The sequence below is a fragment of the Bacillus sp. BS98 genome (genome assembly GCF_008432245.1).
Classification (GTDB): domain Bacteria; phylum Bacillota; class Bacilli; order Bacillales; family Bacillaceae_G; genus Bacillus_A; species Bacillus_A toyonensis.
In genome coordinates, this window is the sequence record NZ_CP043830.1 from 174,662 (window position 1) to 192,376 (window position 17,715).

The window sequence follows — 17,715 nt, forward strand, 5'->3', positions numbered from 1 at the left end:
AGATGTAGAAGAGGAGAGTGTCATTTGAAAAAAAGAAAGATGATGGTGGTCATTGTAGCTTATACAGTGTTGCTTGCAACATCTGTAAATACATATAAAGAGCAACTAATTCATCCCATTATGAGCGATGTAGGAAAGTTACTTCCAACGAAAATTAAACGTGTTGAACATGCTGAGGATGAAAGTTCATTAAAACAGGTCGTGCAAGATGCAAATGTTTCTAGAGAGAAGATTTCTATTGCAGGTATGCAACATAGCCAAGGCGGACAGACGTACTATCCGAACGGTACGATGCTTGATATGAAAGAGTATAATAAAATATTAGCATTCGATCCAGAGAAGAAGCGGATTACAGTTCAAAGTGGTGTCACGTGGAATGATATCCAGAAGAAAATTAATCCATACGGTCTTGCAGTTCAAGTGATGCAATCTCAAAACATTTTTACTGTTGGTGGTTCATTAAGTGTAAATGTACATGGGCGTGATATTCGTCATGAAGCATTGATTGATACAGTAGAGTCATTTAGATTGTTAATGGCAGATGGCACGGTACGTAATATAAGTAGAGAAGAAAATGCAGAGTTATTTCCATATGTCATCGGTGGTTACGGGTTATTTGGTGTCATTTTAGATGTGACATTAAAGCTAACTGATGATGAATTATATGAAATGCATACGAGAATGATAGACTATAAAGAATACACGTCTTACTTCAAAGAGAAAGTGAAAAAAGAAGAAAATGTTCGTATGCACTTAGCACGTATTTCTGTTGCTCCAAACTCATTTTTAAAAGAGATGTATGTGACGGATTATGCATTGGCACAAAATCAAAATATGAGAGAAGAGTACAGTGAATTAAAAGAAGAAAATATTATAGCTGCACCGAAATTTTTGCTTGGATTATCACGTTATAGTGATTGGGGAAAGAATACATTTTGGGATATACAAAGAAGTTATTTTGAACGTACAGATGGACAGTTTGAGACGCGGAATAATGTTATGAGATCAGATAGTGCTTTTATGGAATATGAAAATCCGAACCTTACAGAAGTGCTACAAGAATACTTTGTGCCTATAGATTCCTTCACGGAATATATAGATGATTTACGTGCCGTATTAAGTGAAGAAGAACTGAACTTGCTCAATATTACGATTCGTTACGTGGAAAAGAATGAAAATGCAGTTTTATCCTATGCAAAAGATGATATGTTTGCACTGGTGCTTTTAATTAACCAAGGACGCTCCGAGAGTGAGGTGAAGAAAACAGAGGATGTCATTCGGAAGATGATTGATGTTACTTTAAAACATAACGGTAGTTATTATTTACCGTATTATTCTTATCCAACGAAAGAACAGCTAAAGAAAGCATATCCTCGTATAGAAGAATTTCTTCAGAAGAAGAAGGAAGTGGATCCAGAAGAGAGATTTGTGAATTTATTTTATAGGGAGTATACGAAATGACATATAGAAGATTTGTAGCCTCACAAAGCATCATTATGATGGCAGGAAGTATGGTATTTCCTTTTTACATTCTATTGCTTCGGAATGTTGGAAATAGCTTCTCACAGTTTGGGTGGGCTTATGGCTTATTTGCATTAACTTCAGCACTTGTATATCCGTTAGTAGGGAAGGCGTCTGATAGAGTAGGTGATCAAAAATTATTAATAATATACGCTTGGTCCATGGCGATATTAATGCTTTGTTTTCCAATTGCAACGGAAGTCTGGCATGTGTATATTCTTCAAGTTGTAATGGGAGTTTTAGGTGCTGTGCAGCGTAATACTGAGAAAACGTCGTTAGCACGAAAGGTTGTGCAGGAAAAGGCTGGTTATGAGATTGGAAAATACCATGTGTGGACATCAATTGGAGGCGCAGTAGCGATTATTGTAACGGGGTATTTAGTAGATTTCTTTACGATTGGTACGATTTTTTATATTGCATCTATCTTATATGTAGTAAGTGGAGTTGTATTAAGTAGTAAAAAAATATAACCATTCCTATTTTTACCTAAATACCCTTTGTTTGTTATACTAAAAGGGAAGACAAAAGAAAAGGGGACATTGCCTTTGATGAAATTTTTAGTTTTAGTTATTCTCACTTTGTTTTTGATTCCATGGACAAGAAGCGGTAGTAAACTTCGAGCAGTGGATAAGAAGGGGGATGAGAAGGTTGTAAAGGGTAAGAAATCATCCATTTTAGTTATTCCTGTTTTATTTTGGATAGGTATTGCAATCTATGAATATTTTTGGCTAATTGATGATCGAGCAGATTCGATTCTTACTCATTATTCTGTTGCAGTAGCAATTTTAATTGGGCTTGTTTTATTTTCACAAGATCAGATAGGGAAATTAGAAGGTACATTAAAAGGTCTTCTAATGTTTGTTTTACTTGCAAGTTACGGCTATTTTGGTTATTTGCACGATATAGTAATCACGCAAAAGAAATATGATTCTGTTGTTAAGATAGAGAAAGATATTTCAGAGCCATTTACTGAAAATGATCAGCCGTTTACAGTGCCGCCAAAGACAGCGGAGAATAAGATGAAAAAAGTATTTGGGGATATTCCGAAAGTAGCTTATTTTGAGCTAGGAGAATTAACGCCACAAATGGTAAACGGTGAGGCTTTATATGTAGCGCCGATTGAAGTTTCAGGATTTTTTAAAGCACGTAAAGCTGAAACAATTCCAGGGTACGTAACGATGTCAGGTACGAACCCTGATGCCGAAGCGAAACTGCATCTCGGTTATAAGATGAAATACGTGCCAAGCATGTTTTTCGGGAATAATTTAGAGCGTGTCGTACGAAAATCCGAACCAAATTTAATCTTTAAAGGGAAACCTAAATTTGAAGTTGATGATAAAGGGAAACCGTATTATACAATGACATATGGTGAATTTATTTCAGGGAGATCTGGATTTGAGGTAGAGGGTGTTGTTGTAGTAGATGCACAAACAGGTGAAGTGAAAAGATATGATAAAGGAAAGGCACCTAAATTTGTTGATGGTGTATTGAATCATGAGACCGCATCTACATTAAATACGTATTTCGGTAAATATATTCACGGATTTTGGAATACAAAATTCTCGCAAACTGATATGAAGATTCCGACTGAGTGGGGGACGAAAGAAGGAGTGACACCAATCTTCGGTAAGGATGGAACGCTATATTACTTTACTGATTTCACCTCTCCAAAAGAAGGAGTAGATTCTGCGTTAGGTTATTCACTTATTGATGCACGTACAGGTAAGTTGTATTACTATAACGGAAAAGAAGTAAAGGGAATTATGGATGGTTCAGCTGCTTCAGAAGTGGTGGATAATTCCTTTAAAAGAGAGAAATGGCATGGAACGATGCCGGTTATTTATAACGTGTACGGTAAACCTTCTTGGATTGTACCTGTTATTGATGACGGGGGATTAGTACGTGCCCATACTGTCATCTATGCTTCTAATGCAAAAATATTTGCAACAGGTTCGACGCAAAAAGAAGCTCTTGAAAATTATAAAAATGCGCTAAGCGGGAGTGGAGATTCATTTAGACCAACTTCGAGTGGAAAAGAAGCGCAAAAAGAAGGTATTGTACAGCGAGTATATAAAGAAAAATCAGGTGAAAATACAATTGTGTATGTACTGTTAGAAAATGAACAAAAAGTATTTATGATACCTGCGAAAAAATTCCCATATGCTATGTTTACAGAAGTGGGAGATCCAATTCAAATCACATACTTAGATACAGGAGAGGCGATGTCTTCCGTATCTAAATTTACAAATAGCAACTTGAAAAAGTAAAGCGATAGAATTTCTATCGCTTTTTTTACATTATGAAAGAGGAAAATGCGCTATACTTGACGTATGTTTATGTTGTAACTATAATTGTTACGATTCAGTATGAATACGAAAGGGTGAATGGAAAAAGTGAATGAAGTTAATCACGAAATATATAAACCTGTAAAGATGAACAGGTTATGGATGATTATTGTATTAGGAACACTTACGGCGATTGGGCCGTTATCTATTGATATGTATTTGCCTTCGTTACCGAAATTAACGGATGATTTACAAACGGGTGCATCCCTTGCGCAGCTTACGTTGACAGCATGTTTACTTGGGCTTTCAGTAGGACAATTATTTGTCGGTTCAATTAGTGATATTTACGGAAGGCGCAAACCTCTTATTATTGCTCTTATTATTTATGTTGCTTCTTCATTACTTTGTGCTGTAGCACCGTCTATTTGGACTTTAGTGCTTTTACGTTTCTTACAAGGCGCTTCGGGCTCTGCTGGTATCGTTATATCCCGTGCAATGGTAAGAGATATGTACTCAGGTTCTGAAATGACGAAGTTTTTCTCACTACTTATGTTAGTAAACGGAGCAGCACCTATTTTGGCCCCGATTATCGGGGGGCAATTATTACAGTTTACAACGTGGCGTGGTGTTTTTATCGTTCTTGGAGCAATTAGTGTATTTATGTTAATCTCGGCTACTTTCGTATTACGTGAAACATTACCTCCTGAAGAAAGAGAGACAGGTGGTTTGTCAGGAACATTGGCGACATACGGAAAGCTTCTGAAAGATCGCTTGTTTATGGGATATGCATTGTCACAAGGATTAGTAACAGCGGCAATGTTTGCCTACATTTCGGGATCACCATTTGTGTTGCAAAATATATACGGGGCATCACCACAGCAGTTTAGTTTATTCTTTGCGATTAACGGTATCGGTATTATTATTGCCAGCCAAGTTACTGGTCGTTTAGCAGGAAAAGTGAATGAGAAAACATTATTTGTTTCCGGTATTATTATCGCCGCTGTTGGTGGCTTATCTCTACTACTTACAATCGTATTAGGAATAGGTCTCATTGGTGTTTTATGCTCGTTATTCCTTGTTGTATCAAGTGTTGGGGTTGTATCGACAACCGGCTTCTCGTTAGCAATGAGAAATCAAAAACAAGCGGCAGGAACAGCATCAGCTTTACTAGGCTTATTACAGTTTATTTCAGGGGCACTTGTTGCACCATTAGTAGGTATTGGTGGAAGTAATACGGCATTGCCGATGGGTATTGTGATAGCTCTTTGTGAAATTGGTGCTGTATTATGTTATCTATTTATGGCTAGAAGAAGTGAAAAGCATTTTGAACTGCAACAAAGACAAAATTTAGAAGCTTAAATTATAAAAAAGAGTTGATTCAAATATTTTTGAATCAGCTCTTTTTTCATTTCTTTGAAATAACTCATACAGCTTTGTAAGGTGATGCAAAAGTTATTTGCATAAAGTGACGATACTGTGACAAAAATGTTGGTATATATATTAAGGTATCCTCTTAAGTGTAAAAAGTAGGGCGTTCTCGGTATAATAACAAGTGGAGATAAAAGAAACTATAGATAGAAGTAGATGTAGATAAAAGGAGAAAAAGAGATGAAGAAGGTTTTGGGTATTGCTGTAATGGGAAGTATGATTCTTCTAGCGGGATGTAATGGAAATAAAGATACGAAAGAACCGAAAGAGAAGGTAGAGCAATCTACAGAACAAACAGAAGAAATGAAAGAATACAGCGCAGTACATGAAAAATATGATATAAAAATGAATAAAGAAATCAATAAAGCACTGCAGTTATTTGAAGTGGCAAAGGAAAAGGGCGGTAAGGAAATAACGAATGCTGCATATAAAGAAGATGTGCAAAAAGTAACAACGAGCATGTTAGAAGATATTGATAATATACGTAAAGAAATTCATGTTCCGAAGTCGAAAGAGCAAGAACATGAGGTATATGTTGGTTTCTTGAATGAATCGGAACAAGCGATGAAAAAATTACAGAAGTTAGCTAAAGAAGAAGATTCATCATTAATTCGTGATATAGAAATTAATTTTGCAACAGCATCGACATACTATAAACGTTTTCAAACAGAAACGAAGAAATAACCTTGCACATGCAAGGTTATTTTTTCTTCTTACCATCACCATCTTCATCTTCGTATACTAACACTTTCTGCTCTTCGTGAAATTCGGAAATAGTTTGTCCGGTAATATTATCGAAGGGTGTGTAAAAAGAAGTAATGCTTTTCTTTTTAATGAAAAGTTTATAAAATCCAATGATAACAAGTATAACAATTGTTAATGGCAGTCCTATAGTCGCTAGAAGTAAGGAATCCATCATATAGCTCCTTTAATATCATTTCTTTATATTATAAACAAAAAACTGCGATTTAGATAAATGGCCCCATTAAAAACTGATTTTTCTAAATATATCCAATTTGATTGACTTTTCATTTTTTCAGAATTATAATTCGAAATATACAATTTGAACCAAATAATAATATAGCAATTTACTTATCCAGAGAGGTAGAGGGACTGGCCCTATGACACCTCAGCAGCGGGTTCTGTAATAGGAACACCGTGCTAATTCCAGCAAGCAAGTCTTGAAAGATAAGTGATGGGCCTTTGTTTATTAAGCCTTGATCTTATTTTTTAAGATCAAGGCTTTTTGTATTCTAAAAAGAGAAAAGGGAGTAATGGAAAAAGTATGTTCATAAAACTAAGTAAATATATATGTTTAGGGGGTTATTGAAGTGTATGTAATTAAAAAATTATCAGTTATGGTGTTCACGCTATGGGTTATTACGACAGTGACATTTCTAATTATGCATATCATTCCGGGAGATCCATTTTCATCAGATGCAAAAATCTTTCCTGAAGAAGTGATTCAAAACATGAGAGCGAAGTATCACCTTGATGAACCGTTGTGGAATCAATATGTTGCTTATTTAGACGGTGTAGTTCATTTTGATTTTGGTGAATCTGTTCAATCAACCGGGCAAGGTGTATCAGAAATTATAACAACTGGCTTTGGTCCATCAGCAATTATTGGTCTACAAGCACTTGTTATCTCATTGTTAGTCGGAATTGCTGCAGGTACATTTGCTGCTCTATATCATGGGAAAGTAATTGACTATAGTGTGAGTTTGCTCGCAATTCTCGGTATTTCTATTCCAAGTTTTATTTTAGCACCACTATTTATACAAGTATTCGCTATTCAATTTGAGCTTTTACCAGTAGCGTCTTGGGGAACATTCGAACATACTGTATTACCATCTTTCGCATTGGCGTTAGGTCCAATTGCGGTTATTACAAGGTTTGTTCGTTCTAATATGATCGAAGTATTGCAGAGTGATTATATTAAGCTAGCAAGAGCGAAAGGCATACCAATTAAGAAGATTATTATAAGACATGCTCTTCGAAATGCGATTGTTCCAGTACTTACATTTGTTGGACCATTAATGGCTGGACTTTTAACAGGGACTTTCGTTATTGAAAAAATCTTTTCAATTCCTGGCCTAGGAAAATATTTTGTAGATAGTATTTTTAACCGAGACTATCCGGTGATTATGGGAACAACAATTTTCTATAGTGCATTATTAATTACTTGTATTTTCATTACAGATATTATTCACCGCATTGTTGATCCGCGTATTCGTTCTATTACATAAGGAGGGGGGATATTTAAATGGGAGCTTATGAAATTAATGAACAGTTATTAACGAAAGAAGAGAAAAAAGAATTAACGATAAATAAAAATCAGCAAACGATTAGCAGAAAGAAAGAAGTGTTTCGTAAGTTTATATCGAATCCAATCGCAGTTTTAGGAACAGTGACGTTATTGCTAATTATTGTTTTCTCGCTTATTGGCGAAAGTTTAACGCCATTTACTGCGAGTGAACAAGTAAAAGAGGCAACAAATTTACCGCCGAGTAGTGAACATTGGTTTGGAACAGATGATCTAGGGAGAGATATTTGGGCACGTACTTGGGCTGGTGGGAAGATTTCACTAACAGTTGGATTAGTAGCAGCTGCCCTCGATATAGGGCTTGGTGTACTAATTGGTGGATTTAGTGGATATGTGAGAGGGCGTAATTGCCTTGGAACGTTAATTGATGAGTGGATTATAAGAGGAATTGAAGTATTATACGGCATCCCATATTTATTAATTGTTATTTTACTATTAATTGTTATGAAACCAGGTCTTTTCACCATTATTATCGCCCTTGCATTAACGGGATGGATTGGAATGGCTCGTCTCATTCGAGCACAAGTATTGTCTTTAAAACAACGAGAGTTTGTTATTGCAGCAGAGCGATTAGGTACATCACATATAAAAATTATATATGGGCATTTAATTCCGAATTTAACAGGGATTATTATCGTCAATTTATCATTTACAATTCCAGCAGCTATTTTTTCAGAATCATTTTTAAGCTTTATAGGACTTGGGGTACAATCACCAGCGGCAAGTTGGGGGACGATGACGAATGATGCACTCGGGACATTATTGAGCGGAGAATGGTGGCAGCTATTTTTCCCGGCAATCATGATTGCACTCATTATGTTCGCATTTAATGCAATTGGTGATGGTTTGCAAGATGCAATTGATCCAAAAATCGTAAAACGGAATCGAAAGGAGAAAAAACATGGGACAGCTCTTATCTTTAGAAAACGTAACGTTAGCCGTTGAAAAAGAGAATAGTAAGCAAGCAATTGTGAAACATGTTTCCTTTTCTATTAACGAAGGTGAAATAGTTGCACTTGTAGGAGAAAGTGGTTCAGGAAAAAGTGTTACAGCACAATCCATTATCGGCTTGAATCAAGAATCAATTCATATCGATGATGGAAATGTATCTTTCCAATCAAAGGAATTAACGAGTTTACAAGAATTAGAATGGAATCAAATTCGCGGAAAAGATATTTCCTTTATATTTCAAGATCCGCTTTCATCTTTAAACCCAACGATGAAGGTAGGCAAACAAATTACAGAAGTAATTTTGCAACATGGGAAAAAATCGAAAAGAGAAGCAAAGGGAATTGCGATTAACTTGCTAAATGATTTAGGGATACATGAAGCAGAGAAACGCTTTGAGCAATACCCACATCAATTAAGTGGGGGGATGAGGCAACGTATTTGCTTAGCAATTGCATTTGCTTGTCATCCAAAGCTTGTAATTGCAGACGAGCCGACAACAGCGTTAGATGTAACGATTCAGAAACAAATTATGGGGCTATTAAAAGAAAGGAAAGAAAAACAAAATACGAGTATTTTATTAATTACACATGATTTGGCACTTGTGCGTGAAGTAGCTGATCGAGTAGTTGTTATGTACGGGGGACGTGTCGTTGAAAAAGGAACGATACAGGAGGTAATAGGTTCTCCTAAACATCCATATACGAAAAGCTTATTACAAGCAATTCCGAATATGGATGATTCCGAAAAGGTATTACGTGCTATAGAAGGAACGACACCTTCCATTGAAACATTAAATAGCTTTGGTTGTCCTTTTGTAAATCGTTGCCCAGTAGCGATAAAAGAATGTATTCATCGTTTCCCAGAGAGAACAACATATTCTAAGGCGCATAGTTCACATTGTTGGCAGCATGTTCTAGAGCATAATAAAGCGAAATCAAAAGAGAAGGTGAATGCCTCATGACGACAGATTTAATTACTGTAAAGCAAGTAACGAAAATATATGGAAGTAAAAGTAAAGAAATCACAGCGTTAAAAGACATATCACTTTCTATCCCGAAAGGAACAACACTTGGCATTATTGGTGAAAGTGGTTCAGGAAAAACAACACTTGGAAAGCTCATAGCGGGGATTGAGAGTCCAACGTCTGGTGAAATTAATTATAACGGTCAAGTTGTTCACACGCTGAAGTCAGCTCATAAGCGAGATTTTTTACAGAAAGTACAGTTCATTTTTCAAGATTCTACAGCTGCATTAAATCCGCGCTGGAAAGTACGCGATAGCGTAACGGAAGGTTATATTTCATTCGGTTTAGGTGATAAAGGGCTGAAGGATAAAGTAGCAGGTGATGCGCTAGAGCGTGTTGGATTAGATAGAAGATATATTGATCGATATCCGCATGAATTTAGCGGAGGACAACGTCAACGTATCGCTATTGCAAGAGCGTTATTGTGTGAGCCAGAAGCATTGATTCTTGATGAACCAATTTCAGCATTAGACGTTTCATTGCAAATTCAAATTGTACATCTGCTGCAAAAAATCCAAAAAGAACAAGGTTATACATATTTATTCATCGCTCACGATTTACCGATGGTTCACTATTTATGTGAAAAAGTAGCTGTCTTATATAAAGGAGAACTTGTTGAATTTGGAAATACGGACGAAGTATTCCGTAATCCACAACATTCTTATACAAAAACATTATTAGCATCAACACCAAAAATTTCAGGTTAAAGGAGAATGTAGGATGAAGAAGTTTTTACTGTTTGTCATTATGACTGTTTTAGCAATTACTTCTGTTGCTTGCGGTAAGAAAGAAACGCAAAAGGCGAGTGCTGGTAAGGGAGAAGGAGATCGATTAGTAACGAATATTGGTAGCGATCCATATACACTTGATTCCGCTATTGCGACAGATAGTACTTCAGGTTATGTAATTGGACATTTATTCTCAAGCTTATATACACAAGATAGTGATGGGAAATATCAAAATGAATTAGCGGAGAAAGAAGACGTAAGTGCTGATGGAACTGAGTATACAATTCATTTAAAGAAAGATATTAAATGGTCAGATGGTTCTCCTATTACAGCAAATGATTTTGAATTTGCATGGAAGCGATTATTAAATCCGAAAACGGGTTCTATGAATGCGACAGAAATGTATTTTATTAAAGGGGCAGAGGCATACAATACTGGAAAAGGTGAAGAGGGACAAGTTGGTATTCAAGTCGTTGATCCTCAAACATTAAAGGTAACTCTTGAACATCCAGTTGCTTCTATTAAACAAAAATTAGCAAGCTCACTATTTATTCCATTATCTAAAAAGTCAATTGATGATAATAATAAATTAAAAACAGATCCAAAAGAGTTAATTACGAATGGGCCATTCACGTTAAAAGAGTGGAAGCATAACCAGGCAATTACAGTACAAAAAAATAAAGAATTCTACGATAAAAAGGTAACTCTAAAAGAAATTGAGTTTCGTATTATTCCAGACTCTAAAACAGCGTATCAATTATTTAAATCAAAAGAATTAGATTTACTAAGTGGTTTACCACAAGAGATGATTGAAAAAGAAAAAGGAAATAAAGAATATAAGCGTGTTGCAGGATTCTCATCTTATATTTACTCGTTTAACGTAGAAAAAGAGCCGTTTACAAATGCGAAGGTACGTAAAGCATTTTCATTAGCGGTTGATCGCAAATTTATCGTTGAAAAATTGTATAAAAATAATGCGCAAGAAGCATATGCATTCGTTCCAGAAGGAGCAAAAACACAAAGTGGCCGTGATTTCCGTAAAGAAAAAGGTGATTACGTTAAATTTGATCCAGCAGAAGCGAAAAAATTATTAGAAGAAGGTATGAAAGAACAAGGATGGTCTACATTACCTGAAGTAACATTAAAATTCACTACAGATACACAACATAAAAAAGTAGCAGAAGCAATGCAAGAAATGTTTAAGAAAAATCTTGGAGTAGATATTAAATTAGAAAATAAAGAGTGGAAGAGTTACATCGACACATACAAGCAAAGTGATTTCCAATTAGCTTATATGGGATGGGGCGGCTCTTTATTAGATCCAATTACTAAACTAGATTTATATGCAGGTGATGGTCCGAATAACTATGCAAAATGGCATAATAAAGAATTTGACGCTTTAATAAAAGAAGCAAAAGTTGAACAAAACGAGGATAAGCGTTTTGAATTATTGCATAAAGCGGAAGATATTATGTTTACAGATTCACCATTAATCCCAATTATTTTCCCAAGTTCCTCATATTTACAAAAACCATCAGTATCCGGTGTCCAATTCATTATCGGTTCTAGTCCAGAACTAAGGTACGCAAAAATTAAAAAATAAAGAAGTAGGCAACCGCCTACTTCTTTATTTTATTTCTCTTTTATATTCTTTTTTCGTTCCATCAGAGAAGACAACTTCTAAATCGAATTTTTGATAGTCTTTATCAAGTTTGAACACGTTCACTACTTGATCGATTACTTCTTGGTCAGCAGTATCTTTATCAAATTTTAATTCTTGTAGAAGTGGGCTTAATTTTGTGATAGCCTCGTCTCCTGTTAATTTTACATCTGCTTTATGATCTTCAATTTTTGCTTCCATTTTCTTATCAGCTGCTACATTTTTATAGTCTGCTTCGTAGTCTTTCTTTGTATCTTGGTAGTCTGCCTTTAAATCGAATTCATTGAAGTTTAGTTTTAAATCTGCAGGAGCCTCATTTTTTGCTTCTTCAGTCGTCTTTTTATTAGAAGTTGTGTCTTCTTTTGCAGGAGCTTTACATCCTGTTAATGCAGGTACTAGCATAAGAGCTAATAAAACTGATAGTAGAATTCTCATTATAAATTCCTCCTTATGTAAATTCGTTCTATACAAGTTTTTCCCAAAAACATGTAATTATGTATGTGTTGAAAATAAATTATTATCCTGCAGTCATAAGGGCTAATCCGCAATTTAAATCAAAAACGATTTGTATGTATATGGTAAATTGAAGTTGTGAGGGAGGGACTAAAATGCATGAAGAATATAAAGAGATAATAAAAAAATCAATTGAATATATAGAGAATCACTTACATGAGGAGCTTACAACAGAAAGAGTGGCATCTCACAGTGCAGTATCGATGTACCATTTTCATCGCATCTTTCAAAGATATGTTGGGATGAGTGTAACGGATTATGTTCGTAAGAGAAGATTAACTCATGCTGCACAAGATTTGGTATCGACTGAAAGAGCAGTTATTAATATTGCAGTGCAATACGGTTTTTCCTCACAAGAGGCATTTACTAGAGCTTTTAAAAGAATGTTTCAATTACCACCAAAAAAATATCGAAAGTATTTCCAGTCATTTTATATAGAAAGAGAGGGGATTTCAATGGAAAAAGGTATACCGAAAGGATGGGTATTAAGTGGAAGTCATCCCGCTGAATATGAGATGGGTTTAGATTACGAAATTGCCCATCAAGGAAAAGTATCTGCATATATAAAAGCAAAAGAGAACGTTACGCACGGGGGATTTTCAACATTAATGCAAATGTTTCGAGCGGATAACTATGTAGGTAAGAGATTACGTTTAACAGCATTTATTAAGAGTGAGAATGTAAAAGATTGGGCAGGATTGTGGATGCGAGTAGATGGAAAAAATACGGAGCCGATTGCTATGGATAACATGCAAAATCGTCCAATTAAAAATACGAATAACTGGCAATCGTACTCGGTTGTACTAGATATAAAAGAAGAAGCACTTGGTATTGCATTTGGTGTTTTATTATCAGGAGAAGGTTGTGTCTGGCTAGATAGTATTCGATTTGATGAGGTGGATGGAAAAATTCCTGTAACGGATTTGGCAGAAAGTTTTTATGAAACTCTTCTAGAAGAGCCAATGAACCTGCAATTTGAAGAAATGGAAAAAGAATGAGGTAAGGAGAAAATGTATGCTCCAATATGTAAAACTAATAAGTATTAGTTTAGTAGCGTCATCTTGTATTATGGGAATTAACTATTTAATTAGCTATCTTTGGTCAGGGCATATACCTTCTTTGACGTGGAAAACATATTTGATATTTGCATTTATATTTATTATGAGTTTTAGTTCAATACAAAAAGATGGGAAAGAGGATTGTTGACAATAGTCTTCTTCGCATTTCTTTAACACAAATGTTTATTCCTGTATGTGGGATTATTTCCCGCAACATGCGTAGCGAATGGCTATTACAAAATAATATTTGCCGGAGTTAATTTAGAGAAAATATTATCTCATTATTATTTATTAGACTAGTTACACAATTAGTAGCGGGGCTCACTATAGGTATAAAAGAAATGATAAAGGGAAGAGACCTTGTAATTAATGAAGTACACAGTAAAAAGGTATCCTTCAATTGGATACCTTTTTATTAGTACTTATTATTTTGCAACTTCTGCCCACTTGTAGTTAAATTCACCGCCGAAGTCAGTTGTTACAAGTCCTTTAATGAAAGAGCGTTGTAAGTAAGAGCGACCTTGTTGGTACAAAGGAGCGACAGCGCCATCTTGTAATAAGATTTTTTCAGCTTGTTTCATTGCTTCCCAGCGTGCTTCTTCATCGCCAGCTAAATCTGTTTTCACTTTATGAATTAGCTCGTCGTACTCTTTGTTAGAGTATTTATCAAAGTTATAAGCACTATCTGTTGTGAATAAATCTAAGAATGTAATAGGATCAGCGAAGTCAGGACCCCAGCCATCAATTCCGATTTCATAATCACCACTTAATAGTAATTTCAACTGTTGTTTACGTGGTTGTGGCTTTAAATTCACTGTTAATCCATCTAGATTCTTTTCCAGTTCACCTTTTAAATATTCGCCAGTCTTTTTAGCTAAAGCATTATCACTTGTTAATAGTTCAAGTGTTACTTTGTCAGTACTAAGTTCTTGCTTCGCTTTTTTCCAGTTTTCTTTCGCTGATTTCACATCATCTTTGACTAGGTTTCCGTTTTCTTTGCGGAAGTCAGTGCCCTCTGGGCTCTTTGCAAATTTCGCAGGAACCATTCCTTCAGCTGGAACAGCACCGTTATTTAAAATTGTTTCTACGTATGCTTTTTTATTCATTGCGCCGTTAATAGCAAGGCGTGCATGTTGATTTTTTAATACTTCATTTTTTTGATTGAGTCGTAAAAATTGAATGCCGACTTCAGCACGTTCTTTGAAGTTTGGATCGCCCTTATATTTATCAACAAACTCCGCAGTTAAAGCAACACGGTCAATTTGTCCTGAATCATATAAGTTAACTTCTGTAGACTTATCTTTAACGACATTGAAGTTGATTTCTTCTAATTTTACTGTTTTAGCATCCCAATAGTTAGGATTCTTCTTTAATTGGAAGCCTTGTTCGTGCTTCCAGTTATCTAATGTGAAAGCACCGTTGTAGATTAAATGATTTGTTTCTAAACCGTATTTATCACCTTGCGATTTTAAGTAATCTTCATTAATTGGTAAGAATGTTGCAAATGTCGTTAAGCTTAAGAAGTAGGGAACAGGACGGTCTAGTTGTACTTCTAAAGTTTTGTCATCAAGGGCTTTGACACCTAATTGATCAAGTGGTAATTGTTTTTGATTTATTTGTTTTGCATTCTTTATATCGAAGAATAAGAATGCGTATTCGGCAGCTGTTTCAGGATTTACAGCACGTTGCCAAGCGAAGGCGAAGTCTTTTGCTGTAACAGGAGTACCGTTTGACCATTTCGAATCACGAAGATGGAATGTATATTTTGTTTTATCAGGACTAACGTCAACCGACTCAGCGACACCAGGAATTGGTTTATTATCTTCGCCCATTGCATATAAACCTTCAAAAACATTTCGCATTACGTTCATGGATTCCCCATCCGTTGCTTTTGCAACATCCATTGTTGGAATTTCTGAAGCAAATGATAAGTTAATTGCTTGTTTATCAGGTGCTTTATCGTTTGCTTTTGCTCCGCTTGCATTATTTTTATTTCCCCCACAAGCAGTTAGTAGTAGACTTGCCCCTAAAACAGATGCAACAACAGGTACAACTTTTTTCTTCATTGTTCGTTCCTCCCTAAATGTGTTGTTCATAACGTCATAATGTCCATGTCTTGAAGTAGCTATAGAAAGAGATAAAACCTAGTATAAATATTTGTTTATAGGTAATCATGTGTTCTATATGTATATACATGTTGAACTATAATGTATCGTTATATGTTTCAACATAGTAGACATTATATTTTGATGGTTAAATATTTCGTTTCTTTGATTATTTAGAATATTAACACCAGAAAGAACTATATGTCAATAATAAAAACAAAGCGTTAATTTCTTGGAATAATATATTAAAAAAGTAGATTCACTCATATTAAGGAATCTACTTTTAATATATTTTGTCAAAAAAACAATGGGAGTTGGTGGAAATACGTTGTTTAAAGTTTCACTTTATTTTTCAATTTTTGCCCATTTGAAGTTTAATTGACCTGCAAAGTCTACTTGTACAATGCCTTTCACATAAGATTTCTCTAAATAAGATTCGCCTTTTTGGTAAAGAGGAGCAATAACAGAGTCTTTAAATAATATTTTCTCTGATGCTAGTAATGCATCAAAGCGGGCTTTTTCATCACCAGCTAAAGTAGTTTTCACCTTTTCAATTGCTTCGTCGAACTCTTTATTAGAGTAATGATCTAAGTTGTAAGGGTTATTCGTTGTAAACAATTCAAGGAATGTAATTGGATCAGCAAAGTCAGGGCTCCAACCATCAATTCCGATTTCGTAGTCACCTTTTAATAAGAGTGAAACTTGTTGTTTACGTGGTTGCGGTTTTATATTTACTGTTAAGCCCTCTAAATTCTTTTCTAATTGACCTTTTAGAAACTCACCAGTCTTCTTCTCAAGGTCACCGTCACTTGTTAATAATTCTAATGTTATCTTTTCAGAACCTAGTTCTTTTTTTGCCTTTTTCCATAATTCTTGTGCAGATTTCGTATCAACTTTTGTTAAATCGCCGTTTGTAGCACGGAAGTCTTTTCCATCAGGACCTTTTGCAAAGTTTTTTGGCACAAGACCAAAGGTTGGTGTAGAGCCATCATTTAATAACGTATTGACAAAGGACTTTCGATCAATCGTTTGATCAATTGCTTGGCGTGCAGAAACGTTTTGAAGTACTTTGTTTTGTTGATTCATACGTAAAAATTGTACCCCTACGTTCGGACGTTCTTTAAAATTAGCATCCTTTTTATATTTATCAACGAAGTCAGATGTTAGTTTTATACGGTCTAATTGTTTAGATTCGAATAAATTTACTTCTGTTGATTTTTCTTTTACGATGTTGAAATTGATTTCTTCGATTTTGACAGTATCTTTATCCCAGTAGGTAGGGTTTTTCTTAAATTTAAAGCTTTGTTCATGCTTCCAATCACTTAGTGTAAAAGCTCCGTTATACAAAATTGTATTATCTTCTAAAGCGTACTTATCACCTTGTGTTTTAAAGAATTCCTCGCTAATTGGTAGAAATGTTGGGAACGCCGTTAAGCTAATAAAGTACGGAACAGGACGCTCTAATTCTACCTCAAACGTATGGTCATCAACTGCTTTTACACCAAGTTGATCGGCTGGAAGCTCTTTGTTGTTAATTTGTTTTGCGTTTTTAATATCAAAGAATAAAAATGCATATTCAGAGGCTGTTGCTGGATCAACAGCTCTTTGCCAGGCGAAGACGAAATCTTTCGCTGTAACAGGAGTACCGTTTGACCATTTTGAATCTCGCAGGTGGAATGTGTACTTCGTTTTATCGCCACTTACTTCATGGGATTTTGCAACGCCAGGGACAGGTTTGTTACCTTCACCAAGATTATACAAACCTTCAAATACGTTTCTCATTACTTGACCGGAATCAGTATCTGTAGCACGAGCTGTATCCATTGTTCGTATTTCAGAAGGTGAAGATAAGTTTAAAACCTGTTTACTAGATGCCTCGTCTTTTGCATTTGCTCCGCTAGCTTCGTTTTTATAACTACCGCAACCAGTTAATAAAATACTTACTCCTACAACTGATGCGATACCGGGTAAAAACTTCTTTTTCATTTGATTTTCCTCCTAAATAATTAAGTTTGGATGATGATGAGGGAAATGAAAAATAAAAAAATCCCTCTTTTCTGATTGAGAAAGAGGGATTTTCACATACAAGTTATGTACCCGTATATAAACGAAGTCC

Annotated in this window: 16 protein-coding genes, 1 pseudogene and 1 riboswitch; of the genes and pseudogenes, 13 read left to right on the plus strand and 4 right to left on the minus strand. The window is 35.3% G+C overall.

Annotation, left to right across the window (positions count from 1 at the left end):
* Positions 1-24 precede the first annotated feature (24 nt).
* The 5 genes from F0362_RS01035 to F0362_RS01055 all read left to right on the plus strand — a co-directional run bounded on the left by F0362_RS01035 (position 25) and on the right by F0362_RS01055 (position 5,918).
* Positions 25-1,461 carry an FAD-binding oxidoreductase gene (locus F0362_RS01035; RefSeq protein WP_000746388.1) on the plus strand — a complete coding sequence of 479 codons (1,437 nt, stop codon included), beginning with the start codon at positions 25-27 and terminating at the stop codon, positions 1,459-1,461.
* Positions 1,458-1,991, plus strand: a complete 534-nt coding sequence (locus tag F0362_RS01040) for an MFS transporter (RefSeq protein ID WP_000222357.1) — start codon at positions 1,458-1,460, stop codon at positions 1,989-1,991. The genes F0362_RS01035 and F0362_RS01040 overlap by 4 nt, the downstream gene beginning before the upstream one ends.
* A gap of 78 nt (positions 1,992-2,069) precedes the next feature.
* On the plus strand, positions 2,070-3,788 hold the full coding sequence (locus F0362_RS01045; RefSeq protein ID WP_149890052.1) for a DUF3981 domain-containing protein: 1,719 nt from the start codon (positions 2,070-2,072) through the stop codon (positions 3,786-3,788).
* 117 nt (positions 3,789-3,905) lie between these two features.
* Positions 3,906-5,165 carry a multidrug effflux MFS transporter gene (locus F0362_RS01050; RefSeq protein ID WP_149889614.1) on the plus strand — a complete coding sequence of 420 codons (1,260 nt, stop codon included), beginning with the start codon at positions 3,906-3,908 and terminating at the stop codon, positions 5,163-5,165.
* Positions 5,166-5,414: 249 nt separating this feature from the next.
* Positions 5,415-5,918, plus strand: a complete 504-nt coding sequence (locus tag F0362_RS01055) for a hypothetical protein (protein ID WP_000756534.1) — start codon at positions 5,415-5,417, stop codon at positions 5,916-5,918.
* Between the two features lie 16 nt (positions 5,919-5,934).
* On the opposite strand, the gene F0362_RS01060 is transcribed toward F0362_RS01055, so the two are convergent.
* Complete coding sequence (locus F0362_RS01060) at positions 5,935-6,150, minus strand: DUF3951 domain-containing protein (RefSeq protein ID WP_000377754.1); 216 nt, start codon at positions 6,148-6,150, stop codon at positions 5,935-5,937.
* A gap of 173 nt (positions 6,151-6,323) precedes the next feature.
* Positions 6,324-6,429: riboswitch (SAM riboswitch) on the plus strand.
* Positions 6,430-6,565: 136 nt separating this feature from the next.
* On the opposite strand from F0362_RS01060, the gene F0362_RS01065 reads away from it, so the two are divergent.
* From F0362_RS01065 to F0362_RS01085, 5 genes are read left to right on the plus strand one after another with little or no spacing between them, the layout of a single operon-like run.
* Positions 6,566-7,483: an ABC transporter permease gene (locus F0362_RS01065; RefSeq protein WP_000289322.1), complete on the plus strand. Its 918-nt coding sequence runs from the start codon at positions 6,566-6,568 to the stop codon at positions 7,481-7,483.
* A 17-nt stretch (positions 7,484-7,500) separates the two neighbouring features.
* Complete coding sequence (locus F0362_RS01070; RefSeq protein WP_000501534.1) at positions 7,501-8,505, plus strand: ABC transporter permease; 1,005 nt, start codon at positions 7,501-7,503, stop codon at positions 8,503-8,505.
* Positions 8,462-9,472, plus strand: a complete 1,011-nt coding sequence (locus tag F0362_RS01075) for an ABC transporter ATP-binding protein (RefSeq protein WP_000531247.1) — start codon at positions 8,462-8,464, stop codon at positions 9,470-9,472. The genes F0362_RS01070 and F0362_RS01075 overlap by 44 nt, the downstream gene beginning before the upstream one ends.
* Positions 9,469-10,242, plus strand: coding sequence for an ABC transporter ATP-binding protein (locus F0362_RS01080; RefSeq protein WP_000205656.1), 774 nt, complete (start codon positions 9,469-9,471; stop codon positions 10,240-10,242). The genes F0362_RS01075 and F0362_RS01080 overlap by 4 nt, the downstream gene beginning before the upstream one ends.
* Before the next feature lie 13 nt (positions 10,243-10,255).
* The gene (locus F0362_RS01085; protein WP_000714105.1) at positions 10,256-11,866 is read left to right on the plus strand and encodes a peptide ABC transporter substrate-binding protein; all 1,611 of its coding nucleotides are present in this window, start codon (positions 10,256-10,258) and stop codon (positions 11,864-11,866) included.
* Between the two features lie 24 nt (positions 11,867-11,890).
* Here F0362_RS01085 and F0362_RS01090 read toward each other — a convergent pair whose 3' ends face one another.
* Complete coding sequence (locus tag F0362_RS01090; protein ID WP_001221551.1) at positions 11,891-12,358, minus strand: YusW family protein; 468 nt, start codon at positions 12,356-12,358, stop codon at positions 11,891-11,893.
* A gap of 173 nt (positions 12,359-12,531) precedes the next feature.
* On the opposite strand from F0362_RS01090, the gene F0362_RS01095 reads away from it, so the two are divergent.
* The 3 genes and pseudogenes from F0362_RS01095 to F0362_RS31210 all read left to right on the plus strand — a co-directional run bounded on the left by F0362_RS01095 (position 12,532) and on the right by F0362_RS31210 (position 13,913).
* Complete coding sequence (locus F0362_RS01095; protein ID WP_000544207.1) at positions 12,532-13,434, plus strand: helix-turn-helix transcriptional regulator; 903 nt, start codon at positions 12,532-12,534, stop codon at positions 13,432-13,434.
* Between the two features lie 16 nt (positions 13,435-13,450).
* Positions 13,451-13,642: a hypothetical protein gene (locus F0362_RS01100; protein ID WP_000942528.1), complete on the plus strand. Its 192-nt coding sequence runs from the start codon at positions 13,451-13,453 to the stop codon at positions 13,640-13,642.
* Positions 13,636-13,913, plus strand: a pseudogene (locus F0362_RS31210) (hypothetical protein). The gene F0362_RS01100 and the pseudogene F0362_RS31210 overlap by 7 nt, the downstream one beginning before the upstream one ends.
* A 6-nt stretch (positions 13,914-13,919) precedes the next feature.
* Here F0362_RS31210 and F0362_RS01110 read toward each other — a convergent pair.
* Together F0362_RS01110 and F0362_RS01115 are read right to left on the minus strand one after the other, a co-directional pair.
* Positions 13,920-15,560 carry a peptide ABC transporter substrate-binding protein gene (locus F0362_RS01110; RefSeq protein WP_149889615.1) on the minus strand — a complete coding sequence of 547 codons (1,641 nt, stop codon included), beginning with the start codon at positions 15,558-15,560 and terminating at the stop codon, positions 13,920-13,922.
* A 384-nt stretch (positions 15,561-15,944) separates the two neighbouring features.
* A complete protein-coding gene (locus F0362_RS01115; RefSeq protein ID WP_000726293.1) occupies positions 15,945-17,585 on the minus strand; it encodes a peptide ABC transporter substrate-binding protein in 1,641 nt (546 codons plus the stop codon).
* Positions 17,586-17,715: the final 130 nt, after the last annotated feature.